Here is a 22,431-nt window from a genome sequence, read left to right on the forward strand (position 1 = left end):
AGAAGGCGATCGTCAAGTACTTACAGCCTATCGGTTATTCTGTTAAGGGCAGCCAGCTCCTTGTGGGGCTGGCGTAGAAGTTTACTGGGTTTGTAGCTCAGCTGGTTAGAGCACTGTGTTGATAACGCAGGGGTCGTAGGTTCGAGTCCTACCAGACCCACCAGTTGGGGGATTAGCTCAGTTGGGAGAGCACCTGCTTTGCAAGCAGGGGGTCGTCGGTTCGATCCCGTCATCCTCCACCACAACTCAAACACAAGCGAACTCGGAAGAGTTTGGTTCTGTTTGCGTTGTAATTTTAACGCCCGATCTTTAACAAACTGAAGAAGCCGAATATATAAGACGGCGAAATGAAAGCGTAGAGTTAATTCTGTACGCGGACAAATCGTCATCTTGGGTATTTGATTGTATCTAAGGCTGCGTCGCCATATCAAAAGGGGCGGTGCAGTCGTCGCACAAACACGCTCTGTCATGAAGTGACGTAGGTTACTGAAATGATAGGGTCAAGCGACTAAGTGCATCTGGTGGATGCCTTGGCGATCACAGGCGATGAAGGACGTGTAAGCCTGCGAAAAGCGTGGGGGAGCTGGCAATAGAGCTTTGATCCCACGATATCCGAATGGGGAAACCCGGCCCTTAGGGGTCATCCCGTGCTGAATACATAGGCACGAGGAAGCGAACTCAGCGAACTGAAACATCTAAGTAGCTGAAGGAAAAGAAATCAACCGAGATTCCGTAAGTAGTGGCGAGCGAACGCGGAACAGCCTGTATGTGATAGAGATTGCGTTAGTGGAAGGTTCATGGAAAGGACCGCCATAGTGGGTGATAGCCCCGTACACGAAAACGCATTCTTGGTACTAAGCATACGAAAAGTAGGGCGGGACACGCGAAATCCTGTTTGAAGATGGGGGGACCATCCTCCAAGGCTAAATACTCGTGATCGACCGATAGTGAACCAGTACCGTGAGGGAAAGGCGAAAAGAACCCCGGGAGGGGAGTGAAATAGAACCTGAAACCGGATGCATACAAACAGTGGGAGCGGACTTGTTCCGTGACTGCGTACCTTTTGTATAATGGGTCAGCGACTTACATTCAGTGGCAAGCTTAACCGAATAGGGGAGGCGTAGGGAAACCGAGTCCGAATAGGGCGAATCAGTCGCTGGGTGTAGACCCGAAACCGAGTGATCTATCCATGGCCAGGATGAAGGTGCGGTAACACGCACTGGAGGTCCGAACCCACTAGTGTTGCAAAACTAGGGGATGAGCTGTGGATAGGGGTGAAAGGCTAAACAAACTCGGAGATAGCTGGTTCTCCCCGAAAACTATTTAGGTAGTGCCTCATGTATCACTTCCGGGGGTAAAGCACTGTTATGGCTAGGGGGTCATTGCGATTTACCAAACCATGGCAAACTCTGAATACCGGAAAGTGCCAGCATGGGAGACAGACAGTGGGTGCTAACGTCCATTGTCAAGAGGGAAACAACCCAGACCGCCAGCTAAGGTCCCAAATGATCAGTTAAGTGGTAAACGAAGTGGGAAGGCATAGACAGCCAGGATGTTGGCTTAGAAGCAGCCATCATTTAAAGAAAGCGTAATAGCTCACTGGTCGAGTCGTCCTGCGCGGAAGATGTAACGGGGCTCAAACTGATAACCGAAGCTGCGGATGGGCACAGTCAAATGTGTCCGTGGTAGGGGAGCGTTCTGTAGGTCTGTGAAGGTGTGTCGAGAGGCATGCTGGAGATATCAGAAGTGCGAATGCTGACATGAGTAGCGATAAAGCGGGTGAAAAGCCCGCTCGCCGAAAGCCCAAGGTTTCCTACGCAACGTTCATCGGCGTAGGGTGAGTCGGCCCCTAAGGCGAGGCTGAAAAGCGTAGTCGATGGGAAACGGGTTAAAATTCCCGTACTTTTGTGTAGTGCGATGTGGGGACGGAGAAGGTTAGGTCAGCAGACTGTTGGAATAGTCTGTTCAAGCCGGTAGGTGTGAAGAGTAGGCAAATCCGCTCTTCTTTAACACCGAGACGTGATAACGAGGGTCTACGGACCTGAAGTGACTGATACCACGCTTCCAGGAAAAGCCACTAAGCTTCAGCTACACAAGAACCGTACCGCAAACCGACACAGGTGGGCAGGATGAGAATTCTAAGGCGCTTGAGAGAACTCAGGAGAAGGAACTCGGCAAATTGATACCGTAACTTCGGGAGAAGGTATGCCTGTTGTGGTGTAAGACTTCGCGTCTGAAGCTATGACAGGTCGCAGAGAATCGGTGGCTGCGACTGTTTAACAAAAACACAGCACTGTGCCAACACGAAAGTGGACGTATACGGTGTGACGCCTGCCCGGTGCCGGAAGGTTAAGTGATGGGGTGCAAGCTCTTGATCGAAGCCCCGGTAAACGGCGGCCGTAACTATAACGGTCCTAAGGTAGCGAAATTCCTTGTCGGGTAAGTTCCGACCCGCACGAATGGCGTAACGATGGCCACACTGTCTCCTCCTGAGACTCAGCGAAGTTGAAGTGTTTGTGAAGATGCAATCTACCCGCTGCTAGACGGAAAGACCCCGTGAACCTTTACTGTAGCTTTGCATTGGACTTTGAAGTGGTTTGTGTAGGATAGGTGGGAGGCTATGAAGCCTGGACGCTAGTTCAGGTGGAGCCAACCTTGAAATACCACCCTGACCCCTTTGAGGTTCTAACCTTGGTCCGTGATCCGGATTGGGGACAGTGCATGGTAGGCAGTTTGACTGGGGCGGTCTCCTCCCAAAGTGTAACGGAGGAGTTCGAAGGTTACCTAGGTACGGTCGGAAATCGTGCTGATAGTGCAATGGCAAAAGGTAGCTTAACTGCGAGACCGACAAGTCGAGCAGGTGCGAAAGCAGGACATAGTGATCCGGTGGTTCTGTATGGAAGGGCCATCGCTCAACGGATAAAAGGTACTCCGGGGATAACAGGCTGATACCGCCCAAGAGTTCACATCGACGGCGGTGTTTGGCACCTCGATGTCGGCTCATCACATCCTGGGGCTGTAGCCGGTCCCAAGGGTATGGCTGTTCGCCATTTAAAGTGGTACGTGAGCTGGGTTCAAAACGTCGTGAGACAGTTTGGTCCCTATCTGCAGTGGGCGTTGGAAGTTTGACGGGGGCTGCTCCTAGTACGAGAGGACCGGAGTGGACGAACCTCTGGTGTACCGGTTGTCACGCCAGTGGCATCGCCGGGTAGCTAAGTTCGGAAGAGATAACCGCTGAAAGCATCTAAGCGGGAAACTCGCCTGAAGATGAGACTTCCCTGGAGGCTAGACCTCCCTGAAGAGTCGTTCGAGACCAGGACGTTGATAGGTCGGGTGTGGAAGCGCTGTGAGGCGTGAAGCTAACCGATACTAATTGCTCGTGAGGCTTGATCCTATCATTTGAGTGGCTTGGGAAACTGAGTGACGAAGATGGAGTGTGAGTGCGACACAATTGAGTACCCGAAAAAATATTCAGAACGCGTTGAGAGACGAGTTCAGGCTTCTTGAGTTTGTACCAGTTTATGTCTGGTGGCCATAGCGAGGTGGTCCCACGCCTTCCCATCCCGAACAGGACCGTGAAACGCCTTAGCGCCGATGATAGTGTGGCATTCGCCATGTGAAAGTAGGACACCGCCAGACGCCCGATAGCGGAACCCCAGCTCAATGAGCTGGGGTTTTTGCGTTTGGCGCGCCGGATGAGTTTGTTGAAACCCCATGGACTGATTCCATGGGGTTTTTGCGTTCGGCGGTAGCGCGTTCAGCGATCCAGCCCGCCCAGCAGCACGTACTTGATTTCCAGGTAGTCCTCTATGCCGTACTTGGATCCCTCGCGGCCCAGGCCCGACTGTTTGACGCCGCCGAACGGCGCAGCCTCGTTGGACAGCAGGCCGCTGTTGACCGCTACCATGCCGTATTCCAGGCCTTCGGCGACGCGGAAGATGCGGCCGACGTCGCGCGCGTAGAAGTAGCTGGCCAAGCCAAATTCGGTGTCGTTGGCCAGGCGGATGGCTTCTTCCTCGGTTTGGAAGCGAAACAACGGCGCCAGTGGGCCGAAGGTCTCCTCGCGGGCGACTTTCATATTGCTGGTGATGTTGCCGATCAGCGTCGGCTCGAAGAAAGTGTGGCCCAGCGCGTGGCGCTTGCCGCCGGCGATCAGCGTGCCGCCCTTGGCGAGCGCGTCGGCGATGTGCTCTTCCACCTTGGCCACGGCGTTGTGGTCTATCAGCGGCCCCTGGGTGACGCCGGCCTCCAGGCCGTTGCCTACTTTCAGCGTGGCGACGGCGGCGGCGAATTTGGCGGCGAAGGCGTCGTAGACGCCGTCCTGCACATAGATGCGGTTGGCGCAGACGCAGGTCTGGCCTGCGTTGCGGTATTTGGAGATCAGCGCGCCTTCCACCGCCGCGTCCAGGTCGGCGTCATCGAACACGATGAAGGGCGCGTTGCCGCCTAGCTCCATCGACACTTTCTTCACCGTGCCGGCGCACTGGGCGATCAGCTTGCGGCCCACTTCGGTGGAGCCGGTGAAGGAGAACTTCTTCACCGTATCGCTGCCGGTCAGCACCGCGCCGATTTCGCCGGAGCCGCCGGTGATGACGGAGAGTACGCCGGCCGGGATGCCGGCGCGCTCGGCCAGATCGGCCAGCGCCAGCGCCGACAGCGGCGTCTGGCTGGCCGGACGGACCACCATGGTGCAGCCTGCGGCCAGCGCCGGGGCGACTTTCCGGGTGATCATCGCGCTGGGGAAGTTCCACGGCGTGATGGCGGCGGTGACGCCGATCGGCTCCTTGGTCACCAGCACGCGGCGGTCAAGGGCAGGCCCCGGCACGATGTCGCCGTAGATGCGCTTGGCCTCCTCGGCGTACCACTCGATATAGCTGGCGCCGTAGGCGATCTCGCCTTTGGCTTCGGCCAGCGGCTTGCCCTGTTCGGAGGTCAGGATAATGGCCAGGTCTTGCTGGTGCGCCATGATCAGGTCGAACCAGCGGCGCAGGATGGCGGCGCGCTCCTTGGCGCTCTTGGCCTTCCAGGCCGGGAAGGCGCGGGCGGCGGCGGCCACCGCGCGTTCGGTTTCGGCCGCGCCCATTTTGGGCACCTTGGCGATTGGTTCGCCGGTGGCCGGGTTGTGCACGGCGATATGCAGGCCGCTGTCGGCCTCCAGCCATTGGCCGTCCAGATAACATTGCTGGCGCAGCAGGGTTGGGTCTTGCAGCTTCAACATAGTGGTGTCCTTGTGCGGATAGGGGCGGTGCGGCCCGCTGGCCCTCCCGCATTTTGGAGGAGGGCTGCATCGCTGATCGGATGTGGTCAGGCCTTCAGCGCGGCTTCCAGTGTGCCCAGCGCCTCGGCGAAGACTTCATCCTCGATGGTCAGCGGGAACAGGAAGCGCACCACATTGGCGTAGATGCCGCAGGTCAGCAGAATCAGGCCGTTGGCCAGCGCGTGTTGCTGCACTTTCTTGGCGAAGTCCGCATCCGGGGTAGGGCTGCCGGGCTGATTGAATTCCACGGCGATCATCGCGCCCAGGCCGCGTACTTCGGCGATCTGCGGCACGGCGCTCTTCAGACTGTTCAGTTTTTCCTTCAGCGCATCGCCCAGGCGCTGGGCGCGCTCGGTCAGCTTCTCGCTTTCGATCACGTCCAGCACCGCGTGGGCGGCGGCCACCGCCAGCGGGTTGCCGGCGTAGGTGCCGCCCAGGCCGCCGGGCGCCGGCGCGTCCATCACTTCGGCGCGGCCGGTGAGCGCGGACAGCGGGAAACCGCCGGCCAGCGATTTGGCCATGGTGATCAGGTCCGGCACCGCGTCGAAATGCTCGCTGGCCAGCAGTTTGCCGGTGCGGGCGAAGCCAGATTGAACCTCGTCGGCGATCAGCAGGATGCCATGGCGGTCGCACAACGCGCGCAGCGCCTTGACCCATTCCGCCGGGGCGGCGTAGAAGCCGCCTTCTCCCTGCACCGGCTCGTAGATGATGGCGGCGACGCGAGCCGGGTCGATGTCGTATTTGAACAGTCTTTCGAGGCCGGTGAGCGATTCCGCTATCGAGACCCCGTGCAGCGCGTTGGGATAGGGCGCGTGGTAGACATCGCCGGGGAAGGGGCCGAAGTTCAGCTTGTAGGGCGCCACCTTGCCGGTGAGCGCCATCCCCATCAGGGTGCGGCCGTGGAAGGCGCCGCCGAAGGCGATGATGCCGGGGCGGCCGGTGAAGGCGCGCGCCACTTTGACCGCGTTTTCAACGGCTTCTGCGCCGGTGGTGAACAGCGCGGTCTTCTTGGCGTGGCTGCCGGGAGTCAGCGCGTTCAGCTTTTCCGCCAGGCTGATGTAGGACTCGTAGGGCACCACCTGGTAGCAGGTATGGCTGAAGCGCGACAGCTGCTCCGCCACCGCCGCTTCCACCTTGGGGTGCAGGTGGCCGGTGTTGAGCACGCCGATGCCGCCGGCGAAGTCGATGTAGCGGCGGCCTTCGGTATCCCATACCTCCGCATTCTTCGCCCGTTCGGCAAAGAAACCGCACATCACTCCCACGCCGCGCGGGGTGGCGTCGGCCTTGCGTTGCATCAGTTGCTGCTGGCTCATGGAGATCTCCTCGGGGCCGCGTGGCGATCGCTTGGCGATGCTCTGGCGTTGTCGATATCGGCGCTGGCGGCATGCCGGCGCGTTAGCAGATCATTCTATGATCGTGTTTAGCAAAAAGCTACATGTGCAATGAAAAGTTAAACACTTGTGGCGGCAGGGGCACAGCGAGACAGCGGGGGCAGGGGCGCGCCGCACGGTTTGGCGGCCATGCGGCGCGGCAAAGGCGGGATTTAGCGGACGATCACCTGGTTGACTTCGCTCAGCACTTGCGGCTCCAGCTGGCCGGCGGATTGCGCCAGCGCCAGCTTGGCGGTGAGATAGCTGTACTTGGCGTTGGCCAGGGTGGTGACGGCGGTGTAGTAGGCCTGTTCCGCCTGCAGCAGGTCTATGCTGGTGCGGATGCCCACTTCCTTGCCCAGCCGGGTGGAGTCCACCTTGCTCTTGGCCGACAGCAGCAACTGCTGCTGGGCGCGCACCAGCGCGGCGCCGTTGGTGACGCCCAGAAAGGCCTTGCGCACATCCTCCTTCACCTGGCGGCGGGTGGCTTCCAGCTGGTCGCGCGCGGCGTCGCGCAGTGCCACCGCCTCGCGTACCTGGGAGCTGATGCCGCCGCCGGAGAACAGCGGCACGCTGACTGTGACGCCGATATTGCTGCCGCGGGTGTGCGGATAATTGCCGGACTGGTTGTTCACATTGTCGGTATAGCCGGTGTTGAGGGTGACGGTGGGCAGGTGGTTGCCGCGTTTTTCGGTGACAGTCTGCTCCGCCAGCTGCAGGTTCTGTTCGGCGCTCTTGATGCGCAGGCTGTTGCGTTGCGCCAGATCCAGCCAAGCTTCCAGGCCGGCGGGTTTTGGCGGGTCTAGCGGCAACTGGTCGCGCACGGTCTGGATGGCGGCCGGGTCCAGACCGGTCAGCCGCTGCAGATTGTGCTGCGCCAGCTCCAGATTGTTGGCATCGTTGATTTCCTGCGCCACCGAGCCATCGTAGCCGGCCTGAGCCTCGTTGGTGTCGGTGATGGTGGCGGTGCCGACCTCGAACGCGGTCTTGGCCTGCTGCAGCAGGTTGAGGTAAGTCTTTTTGCTGGCGCGGGTGGCGGCCAGCGTGTCCTGGGCGCGCAGCACGTCGAAATAGGCCTGGGCGATATCCAGGATCAGCTGCTGCTCGGCGGCGTCGAAAGTGGTGTCGGCCAGCTCCGTGCCTATCTTGCCCTTGCGGTAGCCGGTGTATTTTCCCGTATCGAACAGCGGCTGCTGCAGGCCCAAGGTGTAGCCGTGGGTTTCATAAGGAGAGTTGCGCACCACATTGCCATAGGCGTCGGCGATGGAGGAGGGCTGCAGCGGGTTGTTGTATTGGTAGTTGCCGTTCAGGCTGACCTGCGGCAGCAGCTGCGAGCGGCCTTGCACCAGTTTTTCCTGGCCGGCGTCGCGTTGCGCGCGCGAGGCGGAGAAGTCGGCATTGTAGTCGCGGGCGGCCTGCCAGGCACCGACCAGATCGAAAGCCTGGCTGGGGAGGGCAAAGCCCAGCATCAGCAGGCTGCCCAGTAAGGTGAGACGGTTGTTCTTCATTTAGTGCTCGTTATTTTTGCTGTGGAATCGCTTCTTGCTGCTCATCGCGCCTCACGCCGAACCATTGGGCGTACAGCGCCGGCAGGAACAGCAGCGTCAGGACTGTGGCCACCAACAGGCCGCCCATGATGGCCACCGCCATCGGTCCCCAAAAGGTGCTGCGGGTCAGCGGGATCATCGCCAGAATGGCGGCCAATGCTGTCAGCATTATGGGCCGAAAGCGCCGCACAGTGGAACCGATGATGGCCTCGAAGTGGTCTATGCCCTCGGCGATGTCGTGCTCGATCTGGTCCACCAGGATCACTGAATTGCGCATGATCATGCCGGACAGCGCGATCACCCCCAGCATCGCCACGAAGCCGAAAGGCGCTTGGAAGGCAATCAGCGTAAGGGTTACGCCTATCATGCCCAGCGGCGCGGTGAGCACCACCATCAGCGTGCGCTGGAAGCTCTGCAACTGCAGCATCAGGAGTGTCAGAACTGCAACAATCATCAACGGCGCCACCGCGGCGATGGCCTTTTGCGATTTACCGCTGGATTCCAGCGTGCCGCCGGCCTCGATGTGGTAGCCCAATGGCAGCGTTTTCTCCAGCGCGGCCATTTTCGGCGACAGCTGGGTGGAGACGTCCGCGCCCTGCACGCCATCGGTCACGTCGGCGCTAACGGTGATGGCCGGCAGACGGTTTCGGCGCCAGATGATGCCTTCTTCCGGCTGGTAGTCGATATGGCCGATCTGTGAAACCGGCACGAAGCGGCCGCTGGCGGTTTGCAGCATCAGATTGCCTAGACCGGCGACGTTGTTGCGCTCTTCCGGATTGAGACGGGCGACGATGGCTATGCTCTGGTTGCCTTCGCGGTACTGGCTGACCGCGCTGCCGGAGATCAGCATCTGCAGCTGTTGCGACAATTGTTGCGACGACAGACCCAGCGCGGCGGCCTTGTCCTGGTCGATGTCTATCCGCAGCGCTTTGGCCTGTTCGCCCCAGTTCTGATTGACGTGTAGCGTGGACGGATGGCTGCGCAGCAGTTTCTCCACCTGTTCGGCGATTTTGCGCACTTCATCGTGGTCTGGCCCCATCACGCGGAACTGCACCGGATAGCCCACCGGCGGGCCGTTTTCCAGCCGGATGACGCGGCCGCGAACCAGCGGGAAGTCATTGTCGAAAATCTTCTCCAGCCTGGCCTTGACGGTTTCGCGCACATGCTCGTCGCGCGTCATCACCATCAACTGCGCGTAGTTGGTGTGCTGCTGCTGCTGGTCCAGCGGCAGGTAGAAGCGCGGACTGCCGCTGCCAACATAGCTGGTGACGCTGAGGACATTGCTGTCGGCGCGCGCCAGTTGTTCCATCTTTTCCACTTGCTGCAGCGTGGCCTGGTAGCTGGCGCCGCGCGGCAGCCACATGTCCACCATCAGCTCCGGCCGGTTGGACGAGGGGAAGAACTGCTGCGCCACCAGCAGGCGGAAGGCGATCAGCGATAGCGCGAAGGCGGCCAGCGTGGCGGCAATCACCGTCTTGCGGTGGTCCAGACACCATGTCAGCAGCGCGCGGAAGCGTTGATAGAACGGTTTCTGGTAGACATCGTGCGCTTCATGATGGGCATGGCTGGGCAACAGCTTGTAGCCCAGATAGGGGGTGAACACCACCGCCACTATCCATGACAGCACCAGCGCGATGCCGACCACCGCGAACAGGCTGAACACATATTCGCCGGCCATCGATTTGGCCAGCCCCACCGGCAGGAAGGTGGCAGCGGTGATCAGGGTGCCGGTCAGCATTGGAAAAGCGGTGCTGGTGTAGGCGTAGGTGGCGGCCTGGAACTTGTTCCAGCCTTGCTCCAGCTTCAGCGACATCATTTCCACCGCGATGATGGCATCGTCCACCAAGAGGCCCAGCGCGATGATCAACGACCCCAGCGAGATGCGCTGCAGGTCGATGTTGAAGAAGTACATCGCCAGGAAGGTCATCGCCAGCACCAGCGGAATGGACAGCGCCACCACCACCCCGGTGCGCAGGCCCAGGCTGAAGAAGCTGACCGCCAGCACGATCACCACCGCCTCCAGCAGCGAGCGCATGAATTCGCCGACCGCGTCTTTTACCACCTTGGGTTGGTCGGACACCGCGTGGATCTCCACCCCCAGCGGCAGCTTGCTCTTGATGTTGCCGACGGCGAGGTCCAGGTTGTTGCCCAGTTTCAGCACGTCGCCGCCGCTTTTCATGCTGATGGCCAGCGCCAGCACCGGCTTGCCGTTGAAGCGCACGCTGGTGGCGGGCGGATCGATATAGCCGCGCTTGACGCTGGCGATGTCGCCCAGCCGGAAAGATTTGCCGGCCACGCTGACCGGCGTGGCGGCCACCGCCGCCACCGAATCGTATTTGCCGCTGGGGCGCACCCAGATGCGGTCGGACGCGGTTTCAAAGGTGCCGGCCGGCGTCATCGCGTTCTGCTGCTGCAGCGCCTGCCAGATGGCGCGGGTATCCAGGCCCAGGCTGGCCAGCTTGGCGCTGGCGAGGTCGACATAGATGCGCTGTTCCTGCTTGCCCAGCACCTGCACCTTGGCCACGTCGGGCACCCGCAGCAGCTCCTGCTTGGCGGCCTCGACGTAGCGCCGCAGATCCTCGTAGCTGAAGCCGTCGCCGCTGAAGGCGTAGATGTTGCCGAAGGTGTCGCCGAACTCGTCGTTGAAGAACGGTCCCTGGGTCCCGGCGGGCAGGGTGTAGGCGATGTCGCCCAGCTTCTTGCGCACCTGGTACCACAGCTGCGGCACGTTTTTGGGCGGCACGTCTTCGCGCAGCGATAGCACCAGCAGGCTTTCGCCTGGCTTGGTGTAGCTTTGCACGTAGTCTATCTCGCCCATCTCCTGCAGTTTTTCCTCCAGCTTGTCGGTGACCTGCTGTTCCATCTGCTCGGTGGTGGCGCCCGGCCATTGGGCTTGCACCAGCATCGCCTTGAAGGTGAATTCCGGGTCTTCCTTCTGTCCCAGCTGGGTGTAGGCCCAGGCGCCGGCCAGCATCAGCACCACCATCAGGTAGCGCACCAGTGCCTGGTGCTGCAACGCCCATTCGGAAAGATTGAGTTTCTTCATCATGCCTTCCTTACTGGGCCAGCAGCTTGACGCGCTGCTGCTCGCGCAGCAGGTGCACGCCGGCGGTCACTACCTTGTCGCCGGGACGCACGCCGTCGGCGATGGCGATGCTGTCGTTGTCGACGGTGCCGACGCTGACCGGCTTGCGGCTGACGCGCAGGCTTCGTGGATCGATCAGCCAGACGTAGTGCTTGCCTTGCAGATCCAGCACCGCGGTCAAGGGCAGGCTCAACGCCTGGCCGACCGCGTGGCCGGGGATGCGCACATTGGCGGTCATGCCCAGCTGAAGCGCGTGGCTGTCGCCGGACAGCGCGATGCGGGCCGGGTAAGTGCGGGTGGCGGGGTCGGCGTCCGCTGCCAGCTCGCGCAGTGCGCCTGGCAGCGGCGCGCCGCCCTTCCACAGGCTGATCTGGAAGCCGCCGGCGCGGCGCACCTGCTCCAGCGCGTTTTCCGGCACCTGGATCGCCACTTCGCGCGCGCCGTCCTGCGACAACTTGGCCACCGGCTGGCCGGCCGCCACCACCATGCCGGGCTCGGCCTGCATCTGGCTGACCACGCCGTCGGCGTCGGCGGCGAGCGTGGTGTAGTCGGTCTGGTTGCGGCTGGAGGCCAGGCCGGCGCGCGCCTGGTCCACCTTGGCGCGGGCGGCGGCGACACCGTTCTGCTGCGCGTCCACCTGGGCCTGGCTGATGAAGGCCTTGGCCAACAGCTCGCGGTAGCGCTTCAGATTGAGCTGCTGCTGGGCGAGATCGGATTCGGCCGCCGCCAGTTGCGCCTGCTTGGCCGCCAGATCGAGCTGGTAGTCGCCGGGATCCAGCCGGGCCAGCGGCTGGCCCTTCTTGACGTGCTCGCCGCTGTTGACCAGCTTGGCCACCACCTTGCCGGCCACGCGGAAGGCCAGCTGGGTTTCGTGGCGGGGGCGGATTTCGCCGGCGTAGCTGTCGCCGCTTGGCGCGGCGCTGCCGCCGGCGATAACGTAGCGCACCGGGCGGATGTCTTGCTGCGGGGCGGGCTTGTCCTGGCAGGCGCTGAGGGCCAGTGTCCCCAGTAGGGCCAGCCAGAGGCGGGCGGCGGGATGCTTCATGATTGCGGTTCCATTGCGGCGGACTGATGCAGTCCTTGCAGAATCAGCTGCAGCGACGATTTGAGAAAAGCCAGCGGGTCGGCGGCCAGCGTGTCGCAGCAGCCGGACACCTGGGCGAAGGAGTGGCCGAGGATCATGGTGGTCAGCATCGGCGCGATCAGCGTGTCGGCGGCATGCTCGATGTTGACCGGACGGTATTCGCCGCTGGCGACGCCGCGCTGCACGATGAGGCCGATCAGCTGGCGCGCCGGCCGGATCACCTCCTCGTAGTAGAACTGCGCCAGCTCGGGGAAATTGGCGGCTTCGGCCACCATCAGCTTGCACAGGCCGGCGGAGCGGGTGGAGCCGATATGCAGCCACCAGTCGTCCAGCGCCAGCGCCAGCAGCTGGCTGGAGCTACCCGGCAGTAGCTCCAGCTGTTGCCGCATTTCCTGGAAGCGCGCGACGATGGTGGCGCGCACCACCGCCTTGAAGATTTCTTCCTTGCTGTGGAAGTACAGATAGGGGGTGCCCTTGGTGACGCCGGCCGCTTGGGCGATGTCTTCCATCTTGGTGGCGCGGTAGCCTTTGTCGACGAACAAGGTCAGTGCCGCGTCGAGGATTTCGCCGGGGCGGGCGTCTTTCTTGCGCTGCCAACGGCTGGTGCCGGTTTCCGTCATCAAGCTCTTTCTGAATATTGGTTCAGTAATGTCGGCACTGTATGTCTTTTGGACAGGTGTCGGCAATTAATAAATTACTGTTCAGCAAGCTGGGTGATTAAAATGCAACACCGTAATCCGAATCGCCGCCCAGCCGTTAAACGCTGGGGAAACGAGCCCCGCTACAAGGAGAGAGAAAGTGGCAATCGACGCAGCCGATAAGGCGAACATCCTGGCCGAGGCGCTGCCTTACATCCGCCAGTTCGCCGGCAAGACCATCGTGATCAAGTACGGCGGCAACGCCATGACCGACGACGCGCTGAAAGAGGGCTTCGCCAAGGACGTGGTGCTGCTCAAGCTGGTGGGCATGAACCCGGTGGTGGTGCACGGCGGCGGCCCGCAGATCAACGACCTGCTGGCGCGCGTCGGCAAGCAGGGCGAGTTCATCCAGGGCATGCGCGTCACCGACCAGGAAACCATGGACGTGGTGGAAATGGTGCTGGGCGGCCTGGTCAACAAGGAAATCGTGTCGCTGATCAACAAGCACGGCGGCAAGGCGGTCGGCCTCACCGGCAAGGATGGCCACTTCATCCGCGCGCGCAAGCTGTTCCTCAAGTCCGACAACGAGGAGGAAATCGATATCGGCCAGGTGGGCGAGATCGAGCAGATCGATCCGGCGCTGGTGTCTTTGCTGGACAGCCAGGACTTCATCCCAGTGGTGGCGCCGATAGGCGTGGGCGCCGACGGCGAGGCCTACAACATCAACGCCGATCTGGTGGCCGGCAAGCTGGCGGAAACGCTGAAGGCGGAAAAGCTGGTGCTGATGACCAACACCCCGGGAGTGCTGGACAAGAAGGGCCAGTTGTTGACTGGACTCACCGCGCAGCGCATCGACGAGCTGTTTGCCGACGGCACCATCTCCGGCGGCATGCTGCCCAAGATCAGCTCCGCGCTGGACGCGGCCAAGAACGGCGTGAGCGCGGTCCACATCATCGACGGCCGCGTCAAGCACGCGCTGCTGCTGGAAATCCTCACCGCCGCCGGCGTAGGTACCATGATCCGCGCCTGACCTTTCCCCTGTGGAGCCGGTCATGGCGGTGATCTATAGTTATGGCATACCGTTGCGCGCGGCAGGATGGCAGGCCGGCGCGCGGCGGTACCACAGGCGATAAGGGGAGATAATATGCAAACCGTAAGACAACTGCTGGACGGCAAGCCGGTGCGGGCGCTGGTGTACGTCAGTCCAGACAATACCGTGTTCCAGGCGCTGCAGGTGATGGCGGAAAACGATATCGGCGCGGTGCTGGTGATGGAGTCGGGCGATATCGTCGGCATTTTTTCCGAACGCGACTACGCCCGCCGCATCGTGTTGCAGGGCCGCACCTCGGCCGGCACCAAGGTGCGCGACATCATGACCAGCCGGGTGGTGTACGTGACGCCGCAGGAGACGCTGGAGGACTGCATGGGCCTGATGACTGAAAAGCGCATCCGCCATCTGCCGGTGATGGAGGGGCAGACGGTGCTGGGCATGCTGTCGATCGGCGATCTGGTGCGGGCGACGATAGACGAGCAGGCGCAGGTGATCAACCACCTGGTGCATTACATCCAGTCCGCCTGAACTCCACGGCCCGCCAATGCGGGCCGCAGTTTTTCATCGGCTCAGGCTGGTATCGGCACGATACGTTGGCGCAGCGCCAGCAGCGCCGGCGCTACCTGTGCGCGCATGGCGGCGGCGTCGAAGGCGAAGGCCGGCCCGCTGGCGTTGAGCGCCATCGCCGGCTGGCCCGGCAGCAGCGCCGGCAGGTGCGTGCCCACCGCCATCACATCCGCCTCATACTCGCCGAAAGACGCCGAGTAGCCGTGACAGCGGTAATCGGCGCAGGCCTGCTCCAGTCGATGTTCCAGCTGTGGCCATTCCACGCCGTAACGTCCGGCCAGCCGCGGCAGCAAGGCCTGTTGTTCGGCGCAAGGCAGGCCGGCGAAGTAGGCGCGGCCTATCGCGGTGGTGGCTAGCGGCACCCGCGATCCGGTGGACAGCTGCACTGACACCCGGGACCGGCTGCGGCAGGTTTCCAGATACACCATGTCGCTGCCATCGCACAGCGCCAGGCTGACCGACACATTGTTGGCCAGCGCGAATTCCCGCATCAAGGGCGCCGCCGCCGCGCGCAGATCGTAGCCGGCCAGCGCCGCCGACCCCAGTGACAGCAGGGCCAGGCCCAGCCGGTATGGGCCGCCATCGCCCTCCTGTTGCAGATAGCCCAGTCGCGTCAACGTATGGCTCAGCCGCGACACCGTGGACTTGGGCAGGCCGGTGCGGCGTGCCAGTTCCTGGTTGGACAGCGCGCCCTCGCCGGGGCGGAACGCCGCCAGCATTTCCAGGCCGCGCGCCAGCGCGGTGACGAATTGCCGGTCTTCTTCCTGTTGCATCTTGTTCCTCATCACGACAACGGTTTTGCCACATGACGGGTAAATCGCTTTACAAGCCCGGGGCAGAGTGTTTAGTCTATTTTGCATGGTGAAATTCAATTCCGCAATGCGGAATTAATCGGGAGAAAGCATATGGCAGCACCCTCGCAGCGCGCCCCCTTCGTCTGGGAAGATCCCCTGTTGCTGCTGGATCAGTTGACCGACGAGGAGCGGCTGGCTCAGCAGAGCGCGCAAGACTACTGCCAGCAGCGTTTGTTGCCGCGGGTGCTGATGGCCAATCGCGAGGAGCGTTTCGACCGCGAGATCATCAACGAGATGGGCGAGCTGGGTTTCCTCGGCTGCACGATAGAAGGCTATGGCTGCGCCGGCCTGAGCCATGTGGCCTACGGCCTGGTGGCGCGCGAAGTGGAGCGGGTGGACTCAGGCTACCGCTCGGCGATGAGCGTGCAGTCCAGTCTGGTGATGCACCCGATCTGGGCCTACGGTTCCGACGCGCAAAAGGACAAATACCTGCCCAAGCTCGCCAGCGGCGAATGGTTGGGCTGTTTCGGCCTGACCGAGCCCGACTCCGGCTCCGATCCGGCCAGCATGAAAACCCGCGCCCGCAGGGTGGACGGCGGCTATCTGCTGTCTGGCAGCAAGATGTGGATCACCAACAGCCCGGCCGCCGATGTATTCGTGGTGTGGGCCAAGGATGATGACGACGAGATCCGCGGTTTCATCCTGGAGAAGGGCATGAGCGGCCTGTCGGCGCCGGCCATCCATGGCAAGTTTTCCTTGCGCGCCTCCATCACCGGCGAGATCGTGATGGACGACGTGCTGGTGCCGGAGGAGCAGCTGCTGCCGGGCGTCAAGGGCCTGAAGGGACCGTTCGGCTGCCTGAACAAGGCGCGCTACGGCATCGCCTGGGGCGCGCTGGGCGCCGCCGAGTTTTGCTGGCACGCCGCCCGCCAGTACACGCTGGAGCGCGAGCAGTTCGGCCGTCCGCTGGCCGCCAATCAGCTGATCCAACTGAAGCTGGCCAATATGCAAACCGACATCGCGCTCGGCCTGCAGGCCGCGCTGCGGGTGGGCCGGCTGCTGGACGAGGGCAAGGCGGCGCCGGAAATGATCTCGCTGATCAAGCGCAACAATTGCGGCAAGGCGCTGGATATCGCCCGCCTGGCGCGCGACATGCACGGCGGCAACGGCATCTGCGACGAATTCCATGTGATCCGCCACGTGATGAATCTGGAGGCGGTCAACACTTACGAGGGCACGCACGATGTGCATGCCCTGATTCTGGGCCGAGCCCAGACCGGTATTCAGGCGTTTGCCTGATAAGCCGGCGTGGCCGGAGGGCCGGCCGCGCCGTTGATTCCTGTCTGTCCTTTGGGGGCCCGGCTTGCCGGGCCACTTTTTTTTGCGGCGGGCAGCGGCGGGAGGCGCCCTGGCGGGCGCGAAGCCGAATCATTGAATTTCGCTGGCCAGAAAAGGAGAACGCGATGTCCGGAGCATTAGCGGGTATCAAGGTGGTGGATCTGAGCCGGGTGCTGGCCGGGCCGTGGGCCAGCCAGCTGCTGGCCGATCTGGGCGCCGATGTGGTCAAGGTGGAGCGTCCCGGCTGCGGCGACGACACCCGGCAGTGGGCGCCGCCCAGCCTGCCGGACGGCAAGGCCGCCTATTTCCTGTGCACCAACCGCGGCAAGCGTTCGCTGACGGTGGACATCAGCCAGAGCGCCGGCCAGGAGATCATCCGCAAATTGGCGGCCGAGGCCGACGTGCTGCTGGAGAACTACAAGGTAGGCGGCCTGAAGAAGCACGGCTTGGACTACGCAACGCTGGCCAAGCTCAATCCGCGGCTGGTGTATTGCTCGATCACCGGCTTCGGCCAGGACGGCCCCTACGCCAATTTGGCCGGCTACGACTACATCGTGCAGGGCATGTCCGGCTTGATGAGCATCACCGGCCCGGCCGACGGCGAACCGCACAAGGTGGGGGTGGCGGTGTCCGACCTGTTCACCGGCCTCTACGCCGCCAACGCCATCCAGGCGGCGCTGCTGGCGCGGGAGAAGAGCGGCGCTGGCCAGCATATCGACATGGCCCTGTTCGATTGCTCGCTGGCGATGCTGGCCAATGTTGGCTCCAACTGGCTGGTTGGCCAGACGGTGCCGCCGCGGCTGGGCAATGCCCACGCCAATATCGTACCCTACCAAGTGTTCGCCGCAACCGACGGCTACTTCATCCTGGCCTGCGGCAACGACAAGCAGTTCGCCGAAGTGTGCCGGTTGATCGGCCAGCCGCAATGGGCGCGCGACAGCCGCTACGCCACCAATCCGCAGCGGGTCGCCCACCGCGCGCAGCTGGTGCCCCTGCTGGCGCAATCCTTCCGCCGCCAGAGCCGCGACAGCTGGCTGGACGCGCTGGACAAGGCCGGCGTGCCATGCGGGCCGATCAACAATGTGGACGAGGCTTTCGCCGATCCGCAGGCCCAGGCGCGCGGCATGCAGCTGGCGTTGGAGGATAATGTCGGACAGGAAGTGCCGCTGGTGGGGTGTCCGATCAAACTTTCCGGCACGCCAGTCGAGTACAATCTAGCCCCTCCCGCTCTGGGAGAACATACTGAGCAGATTTTGCGCACGCTGGGTTATGGCGAGTCGGACATTGTCGCATTGCGCAACAGTGGTACCGTTTAAACGCTTGTTTGATTTTGACGGCGTCAGCGCTTCATAGCATGATGTCAATCAAATCAATAAGTCCCGGCGGGCGCAAAGGAGAAACGGTGCAACGCGAATACATGGAATACGATGTGGTGATCGTCGGCGGCGGGCCTTCCGGCTTGTCGGCGGCGATCCGTCTGAAACAGCTGGCGGCGGAAAAGGGCCGCGACATCAGCGTCTGTCTATTGGAGAAGGGCTCGGAAATCGGCGCCCACATCCTGTCGGGCGCGGTGATTGAAACCGGCGCGCTCGCCGAGCTGCTGCCCGACTGGAAGGAACGGGACGCGCCGCTGAACACCCCGGCCGGCGCCGACCGCTTCCTGTACCTGACCGAGACCGAGTCCATCCAGCTGCCGACGCCACCGCAGATGAACAACCACGGCAACTACATCGTCAGTCTGGGCAATTTCTGCCGCTGGCTGGGCGCGCAGGCCGAGAGCCTAGGCGTGGAGATTTATCCGGGATTCGCCGCTGCCGAGGTGCTGTACCACGCCGACGGCTCGGTCAAGGGCGTGGCCACCGGCGCGGTCGGCACCGGCAGGAACGGCGAGCTGGAAGGCGAGCCGGGCATGGAGCTATGGGCGAAGCAGACCATTTTCGCCGAAGGCTGTAGGGGCTCGCTGACCAAGACGCTGTTCGAGCGCTTCAAGCTGCGCGACGGCGCCGATCCGCAAACCTTCGGCCTCGGCATCAAGGAATTGTGGGAAGTGAAGCCGGAAAACCATCAGCCCGGCCACATCACCCACACCGTCGGCTGGCCGCTGGACACCGCTACTTACGGCGGCTCCTTCCTTTACCATTTGGAAGACAATCTGGTGGCGGTGGGCTTCGTGGTGGGACTGGACTACCAGAACCCCTATCTGTCGCCGTTCGAGGAGTTCCAGCGCTTCAAGACCCACCCGGCGATCAAGAAGGTGTTCGAGGGGGGGCGCCGCATTTCCTACGGCGCGCGCGCGCTGAGCGAGGGCGGGATCCAGAGCCTGCCCAAGCTCACCTTCCCGGGCGGCGTGCTGGTGGGCGACACCGCCGGCTTCCTCAACGTGCCCAAGATCAAGGGCACCCACACCGCGATGAAGTCGGCGATGCTGGCGGCGGAGGCGGTGTTCGAGCTGCTGGGCGACGAGGCCCAGGCCGAGGGCGGCGAAGCCAAGGCTTATTCGGCGAAGTTCCGGCAGAGCTGGGTGCGCGACGAACTGTACAAGGTGCGCAACATCCGGCCGTCGTTCCGCTGGGGGCTGTGGCCGGCGATCATCTATTCGGCGCTGGACACCTTCCTGTTCCGCGGCCGCGCGCCGTGGACGCTGCGCCACAAGCACGCCGACAACGAAACGCTGAGGCAGGCCTACGAGTTCAGTCCTATCCAGTATCCCAAGCCGGACGGCGTGCTGACCTTCGACCGCCTGTCGTCGGTGTTCATTTCCAACGCCAACCACAGCGAAGACCAGCCGGCGCACCTGAAGCTGAAGGACGCTTCGGTGCCGGTCTCCGTCAACCTGGCGCTGTACGACGCGCCTGAGCAGCGCTATTGCCCGGCCGGAGTGTACGAGATCGTCGGCCAGGACGAAGGTCAGCCGCGCTTGCAGATCAATGCGCAGAACTGCGTGCACTGCAAGACCTGCGACATCAAGGACCCCACCCAGAACATCAACTGGGTGACGCCGGAGGGCGGCGGCGGCCCCAACTACCCCAATATGTAAGCCGCCCGCCAGGGCCGAAAAATCGGGCCGTTTTCGCGGATGGCCCGGTTTTTTCTTGTCCGATCAGGCTGTTGCCGATCAAGGCAGCGGGAATTATGGCTTGACGGCAGCTGCTATCGTTGGCAGCATGCTGCACATGACTGATCGAATTGCCGTCTTGTTCCACAGCTATTCCTATTGGTACCGCCCATCCTGGCGGCGCCAGGGATAGGCTCGGCCAGACGACAAAGAGGTCAGCGAGCACATTCCCGACAAATGCCGCCGGTTACCGGTGGCATTTGTTTTTTTGACCCGACAAAGAGCGAATGATCTCCGGTCCGATCGCACCGTTTCAGATCCGGAGACACAAGCCATGAACGAAGTCCGCGACGCCCTTTCCCTCGCCCGCAGCCAAATCGCCGTAGCCGCGGGCCAGACGCTGTGCCCGGTCGCTCTGGTGACTGACGGCGAGTGGCTGGCCTATCGTCCCGGACTGCCGGCCGGGCAGTTGTCGTCCTGGCTGGCCGCCTGCGACGGCGGCGTCTGCCTGCTGGAGTCCATGTTGCCGGAAATCCGCCAGCTGGCGTTGCTGCTGGCGTTGCGGCGCGGTCTGCCGCAACAGGCCACGCCGCCGCGCATCGCCGAACCGGCCGACTGGCTGGCGGCGCGCATCCTGCTGCTGCAGTGGCGGCAGGTGGCGCTGGGGTTGGACGAACTGGCTCTGCTGGACTGCGCCAACCGTCGGGCGGCGGAGTGGGCGACGGCGGTCGGACTGGAGCCGCGGCCGGCCTTGCCGGTATTGTTGCCGGCCGGTCGCGGCATCGCTTGCCTGCAAGGTTGGAGCGCGCAGTGGATGGCGGCGGCCGGCGGTGGCGGCGCATCCGCGGCCATCGCGTCCAGCAGGCAGGCACGCGCGGGTTTGGCCGCCCGTTGCGAGATATTGCTGGATTGCTAACCCCCACTGGAGATAGAGTATGGAGCTGGAGCTGCACGACGAAGGCGAACGCAAGCTGAATAATCTGACCCTGGCGGTGTACATCCTGCAGGCGGTCAGCCTGTTTGTCGGTGTCACCGGCCTGGTGGGCGTCATCATTAACTACGTGAAGCGCGACGACGTGCGCGGCACTTTCTACGAAAGCCATTTCGAGTGGCAGATCAAGACCTTCTGGCTGTGGCTGCTGGGTACGGTGGTGGGCGCCGCGCTGTGCCTGATCCTGGTCGGCTACCTGGTGCTGTTTGCGCTGTGGATCTGGTACATCTACCGCATTGTGCGCGGCTTTCTGAACTTCAATGACCGCAGGCCGATGCCGTAGTAATGAAAAGGCGGGCGCCTAAGCACCCGCAAACGGCTCTGCGCGAACCGAAAAACCTGGCCGAACCGTCGCTCCGGCCTGAGTTGCTGTGCAGACATGCTAAACCGCCGCTTTGCCGGCACCCAGTGAAACCCGTTGCGATATTGCGCCACATCAAGCCTGGCAGGCGCAGGCCGGCTTTGGCACAATGCGCAGCCTCAATCTATACCTGCCATCATGCAAGCCGAAGACCTGCAAAGCCTCACCACCCGCGCCATGCCCTTTGGCAAGCACAAGGGTACGCTGATTTGCGAGCTGCCGGGCAACTATCTCAACTGGTTCGCCCGCGAAGGCTTCCCTCCGGGCGAAATCGGCCGCTTGCTGCAACTGATGCAAGAACTCGACCACAATGGTCTGACTTATCTGCTGGACCCGATTAGAAAGCGTTAACAATGGCAATCCAATGGTTTCCCGGCCATATGAACAAGGCGCGCAAGGATATTACCGAGCGCCTGAAAGAAATCGATGTCGTAATCGAGCTCTTGGACGCTCGCCTGCCGGCCTCCAGCGCCAACCCGATGCTGGCGCGGATGGCCAAGGGCAAGCCGCGGCTGATGATATTGAACAAGCAGGATCTGGCCGATCCGGCTATCACCTTGCAGTGGCTGGCCTGGTACAACGCCAAGCCCAATACCCAGGCCATGGGCATGGATGCGGGAGAGCGCGCGCCGGCGCAAAAGCTGGTGGCCGCCTGCCGTGAGCTGGCGCCTAATCGCGGCGGTCTGGAAAAACCGTTGCGGGTGCTGATCTGCGGCATCCCTAACGTCGGCAAGTCCACGCTGATCAACAGCATGTCCAGCCGCAAGATCGCCAAGACCGGCAATATGCCCGGCGTTACCAAGAACGAGCAGCGCATCATCCTGGCCGACGACTTCGAGCTGTTCGACACCCCCGGCATGTTGTGGCCGAAGATAGAAGTGGAAGAGGGTGGCTACAATTTGGCGGCCAGCGGCGCGGTGGGCCGCAACGCGATGGACGAGGAAGAGGTGGCGTTGGAGCTGCTGAAATATCTGCTGGCCCATTACGCCCCGGAACTGGCTGCCCGCTACAAGCTGGACGAGGTGGATGGCCGGCAAGACTGGCAGGTGCTGGAAATGATAGGCAAAAAGCGCGGCGCGGTGCTGTCCGGCGGCCGCATCAATATGCAGAAGGCGGCGGAGATCGTGCTGACCGACTTTCGCGACGGCCAGGTGGGCCGCATCACGCTGGAGCGACCGGACGAATGGCTGGCGTGGGAGAAGCGCGCCAAGGTCATCGCCGCCGAGCGCGCGATCCTGCGCGAAGAGAAGCTGAAGGAAAAGGAAGGCCGCAAGCAGGGTAGCCGCTGACGCC

16 protein-coding genes, 2 tRNA genes and 2 rRNA genes are annotated in these 22,431 nt (G+C 62.5%); 13 read left to right on the forward strand and 7 right to left on the reverse strand.

Going from position 1 to position 22,431, the window contains the following annotated elements; genetic code table 11:
* Positions 1-86: 86 nt before the first annotated feature.
* The 4 genes from BI347_RS04080 (at position 87) to rrf (ending at position 3,639) form a co-directional block, all read left to right on the forward strand.
* Positions 87-163 (forward strand) — tRNA-Ile (locus tag BI347_RS04080).
* Positions 164-166: 3 nt separating this feature from the next.
* Positions 167-242: transfer RNA gene (locus tag BI347_RS04085), tRNA-Ala, on the forward strand.
* 256 nt (positions 243-498) lie between these two features.
* Positions 499-3,394, forward strand: a 23S ribosomal RNA gene (locus BI347_RS04090).
* Positions 3,395-3,524: 130 nt separating this feature from the next.
* Positions 3,525-3,639 (forward strand): 5S ribosomal RNA (gene rrf, locus BI347_RS04095).
* Between the two features lie 118 nt (positions 3,640-3,757).
* Here rrf and gabD read toward each other — a convergent pair.
* The 6 genes from gabD to BI347_RS04125 form a co-directional block, all read right to left on the reverse strand.
* Positions 3,758-5,218, reverse strand: coding sequence for an NADP-dependent succinate-semialdehyde dehydrogenase (gene gabD, locus BI347_RS04100; RefSeq protein WP_083338690.1), 1,461 nt, complete (start codon positions 5,216-5,218; stop codon positions 3,758-3,760).
* An 86-nt stretch (positions 5,219-5,304) separates the two neighbouring features.
* Positions 5,305-6,570, reverse strand: coding sequence for a 4-aminobutyrate--2-oxoglutarate transaminase (gene gabT, locus BI347_RS04105; protein WP_071115360.1), 1,266 nt, complete (start codon positions 6,568-6,570; stop codon positions 5,305-5,307).
* Between the two features lie 230 nt (positions 6,571-6,800).
* Positions 6,801-8,135, reverse strand: a complete 1,335-nt coding sequence (locus BI347_RS04110; RefSeq protein ID WP_071115361.1) for a TolC family outer membrane protein — start codon at positions 8,133-8,135, stop codon at positions 6,801-6,803.
* A 10-nt stretch (positions 8,136-8,145) separates the two neighbouring features.
* Positions 8,146-11,223: an efflux RND transporter permease subunit gene (locus BI347_RS04115; RefSeq protein WP_071115362.1), complete on the reverse strand. Its 3,078-nt coding sequence runs from the start codon at positions 11,221-11,223 to the stop codon at positions 8,146-8,148.
* Between the two features lie 7 nt (positions 11,224-11,230).
* A complete protein-coding gene (locus tag BI347_RS04120; protein ID WP_071112198.1) occupies positions 11,231-12,304 on the reverse strand; it encodes an efflux RND transporter periplasmic adaptor subunit in 1,074 nt (357 codons plus the stop codon).
* Complete coding sequence (locus BI347_RS04125) at positions 12,301-12,963, reverse strand: TetR/AcrR family transcriptional regulator (RefSeq protein ID WP_071112199.1); 663 nt, start codon at positions 12,961-12,963, stop codon at positions 12,301-12,303. Before BI347_RS04125 ends, BI347_RS04120 begins: the two co-directional genes overlap by 4 nt.
* Before the next feature lie 178 nt (positions 12,964-13,141).
* Between BI347_RS04125 and argB the strand changes: the two genes are divergently transcribed.
* Positions 13,142-14,011, forward strand: a complete 870-nt coding sequence (gene argB, locus BI347_RS04130; protein ID WP_071112200.1) for an acetylglutamate kinase — start codon at positions 13,142-13,144, stop codon at positions 14,009-14,011.
* A 114-nt stretch (positions 14,012-14,125) separates the two neighbouring features.
* A complete protein-coding gene (locus BI347_RS04135; protein ID WP_071112201.1) occupies positions 14,126-14,560 on the forward strand; it encodes a CBS domain-containing protein in 435 nt (144 codons plus the stop codon).
* 41 nt (positions 14,561-14,601) lie between these two features.
* On the opposite strand, the gene BI347_RS04140 is transcribed toward BI347_RS04135, so the two are convergent.
* The gene (locus BI347_RS04140) at positions 14,602-15,372 is read right to left on the reverse strand and encodes an IclR family transcriptional regulator (protein ID WP_071115363.1); all 771 of its coding nucleotides are present in this window, start codon (positions 15,370-15,372) and stop codon (positions 14,602-14,604) included.
* Positions 15,373-15,504: 132 nt separating this feature from the next.
* On the opposite strand from BI347_RS04140, the gene BI347_RS04145 reads away from it, so the two are divergent.
* From BI347_RS04145 to ylqF, 7 genes are all read left to right on the forward strand, one after another.
* The gene (locus tag BI347_RS04145) at positions 15,505-16,692 is read left to right on the forward strand and encodes an acyl-CoA dehydrogenase (protein ID WP_071115364.1); all 1,188 of its coding nucleotides are present in this window, start codon (positions 15,505-15,507) and stop codon (positions 16,690-16,692) included.
* A gap of 164 nt (positions 16,693-16,856) precedes the next feature.
* A complete protein-coding gene (locus BI347_RS04150; protein ID WP_071112204.1) occupies positions 16,857-18,047 on the forward strand; it encodes a CaiB/BaiF CoA transferase family protein in 1,191 nt (396 codons plus the stop codon).
* Positions 18,048-18,148: 101 nt separating this feature from the next.
* Positions 18,149-19,768, forward strand: a complete 1,620-nt coding sequence (locus tag BI347_RS04155) for an electron transfer flavoprotein-ubiquinone oxidoreductase (protein ID WP_071112223.1) — start codon at positions 18,149-18,151, stop codon at positions 19,766-19,768.
* A gap of 352 nt (positions 19,769-20,120) precedes the next feature.
* Positions 20,121-20,702 carry a hypothetical protein gene (locus tag BI347_RS04160; protein WP_071112205.1) on the forward strand — a complete coding sequence of 194 codons (582 nt, stop codon included), beginning with the start codon at positions 20,121-20,123 and terminating at the stop codon, positions 20,700-20,702.
* Positions 20,703-20,721: 19 nt separating this feature from the next.
* Positions 20,722-21,060, forward strand: a complete 339-nt coding sequence (locus tag BI347_RS04165) for a DUF4870 family protein (protein ID WP_071115365.1) — start codon at positions 20,722-20,724, stop codon at positions 21,058-21,060.
* Positions 21,061-21,276: 216 nt separating this feature from the next.
* Positions 21,277-21,489 carry a DUF3820 family protein gene (locus BI347_RS04170; RefSeq protein ID WP_071112207.1) on the forward strand — a complete coding sequence of 71 codons (213 nt, stop codon included), beginning with the start codon at positions 21,277-21,279 and terminating at the stop codon, positions 21,487-21,489.
* Positions 21,490-21,491: 2 nt separating this feature from the next.
* A complete protein-coding gene (gene ylqF / locus BI347_RS04175) occupies positions 21,492-22,427 on the forward strand; it encodes a ribosome biogenesis GTPase YlqF (protein ID WP_071112208.1) in 936 nt (311 codons plus the stop codon).
* Positions 22,428-22,431: the final 4 nt, after the last annotated feature.

It is taken from the genome of Chromobacterium sphagni, from assembly GCF_001855575.1.
Taxonomy (GTDB): domain Bacteria; phylum Pseudomonadota; class Gammaproteobacteria; order Burkholderiales; family Chromobacteriaceae; genus Chromobacterium; species Chromobacterium sphagni.

What these genes read in the sequence shown, in the direction of transcription:
- gabD (WP_083338690.1), bottom strand. Translation starts at nt 5,218, where the DNA reads ATGTTGAAGCTGCAAGACCCAACCCTGCTGCGCCAGCAATGTTATCTG.
- gabT (WP_071115360.1), bottom strand. Translation starts at nt 6,570, where the DNA reads ATGAGCCAGCAGCAACTGATGCAACGCAAGGCCGACGCCACCCCGCGC.
- BI347_RS04110 (WP_071115361.1), bottom strand. Translation starts at nt 8,135, where the DNA reads ATGAAGAACAACCGTCTCACCTTACTGGGCAGCCTGCTGATGCTGGGC.
- BI347_RS04115 (WP_071115362.1), bottom strand. Translation starts at nt 11,223, where the DNA reads ATGATGAAGAAACTCAATCTTTCCGAATGGGCGTTGCAGCACCAGGCA.
- BI347_RS04120 (WP_071112198.1), bottom strand. Translation starts at nt 12,304, where the DNA reads ATGAAGCATCCCGCCGCCCGCCTCTGGCTGGCCCTACTGGGGACACTG.
- BI347_RS04125 (WP_071112199.1), bottom strand. Translation starts at nt 12,963, where the DNA reads ATGACGGAAACCGGCACCAGCCGTTGGCAGCGCAAGAAAGACGCCCGC.
- BI347_RS04135 (WP_071112201.1), top strand. Translation starts at nt 14,126, where the DNA reads ATGCAAACCGTAAGACAACTGCTGGACGGCAAGCCGGTGCGGGCGCTG.
- BI347_RS04140 (WP_071115363.1), bottom strand. Translation starts at nt 15,372, where the DNA reads ATGCAACAGGAAGAAGACCGGCAATTCGTCACCGCGCTGGCGCGCGGC.
- BI347_RS04145 (WP_071115364.1), top strand. Translation starts at nt 15,505, where the DNA reads ATGGCAGCACCCTCGCAGCGCGCCCCCTTCGTCTGGGAAGATCCCCTG.
- BI347_RS04150 (WP_071112204.1), top strand. Translation starts at nt 16,857, where the DNA reads ATGTCCGGAGCATTAGCGGGTATCAAGGTGGTGGATCTGAGCCGGGTG.
- BI347_RS04155 (WP_071112223.1), top strand. Translation starts at nt 18,149, where the DNA reads ATGGAATACGATGTGGTGATCGTCGGCGGCGGGCCTTCCGGCTTGTCG.
- BI347_RS04160 (WP_071112205.1), top strand. Translation starts at nt 20,121, where the DNA reads ATGAACGAAGTCCGCGACGCCCTTTCCCTCGCCCGCAGCCAAATCGCC.
- BI347_RS04165 (WP_071115365.1), top strand. Translation starts at nt 20,722, where the DNA reads ATGGAGCTGGAGCTGCACGACGAAGGCGAACGCAAGCTGAATAATCTG.
- BI347_RS04170 (WP_071112207.1), top strand. Translation starts at nt 21,277, where the DNA reads ATGCAAGCCGAAGACCTGCAAAGCCTCACCACCCGCGCCATGCCCTTT.
- ylqF (WP_071112208.1), top strand. Translation starts at nt 21,492, where the DNA reads ATGGCAATCCAATGGTTTCCCGGCCATATGAACAAGGCGCGCAAGGAT.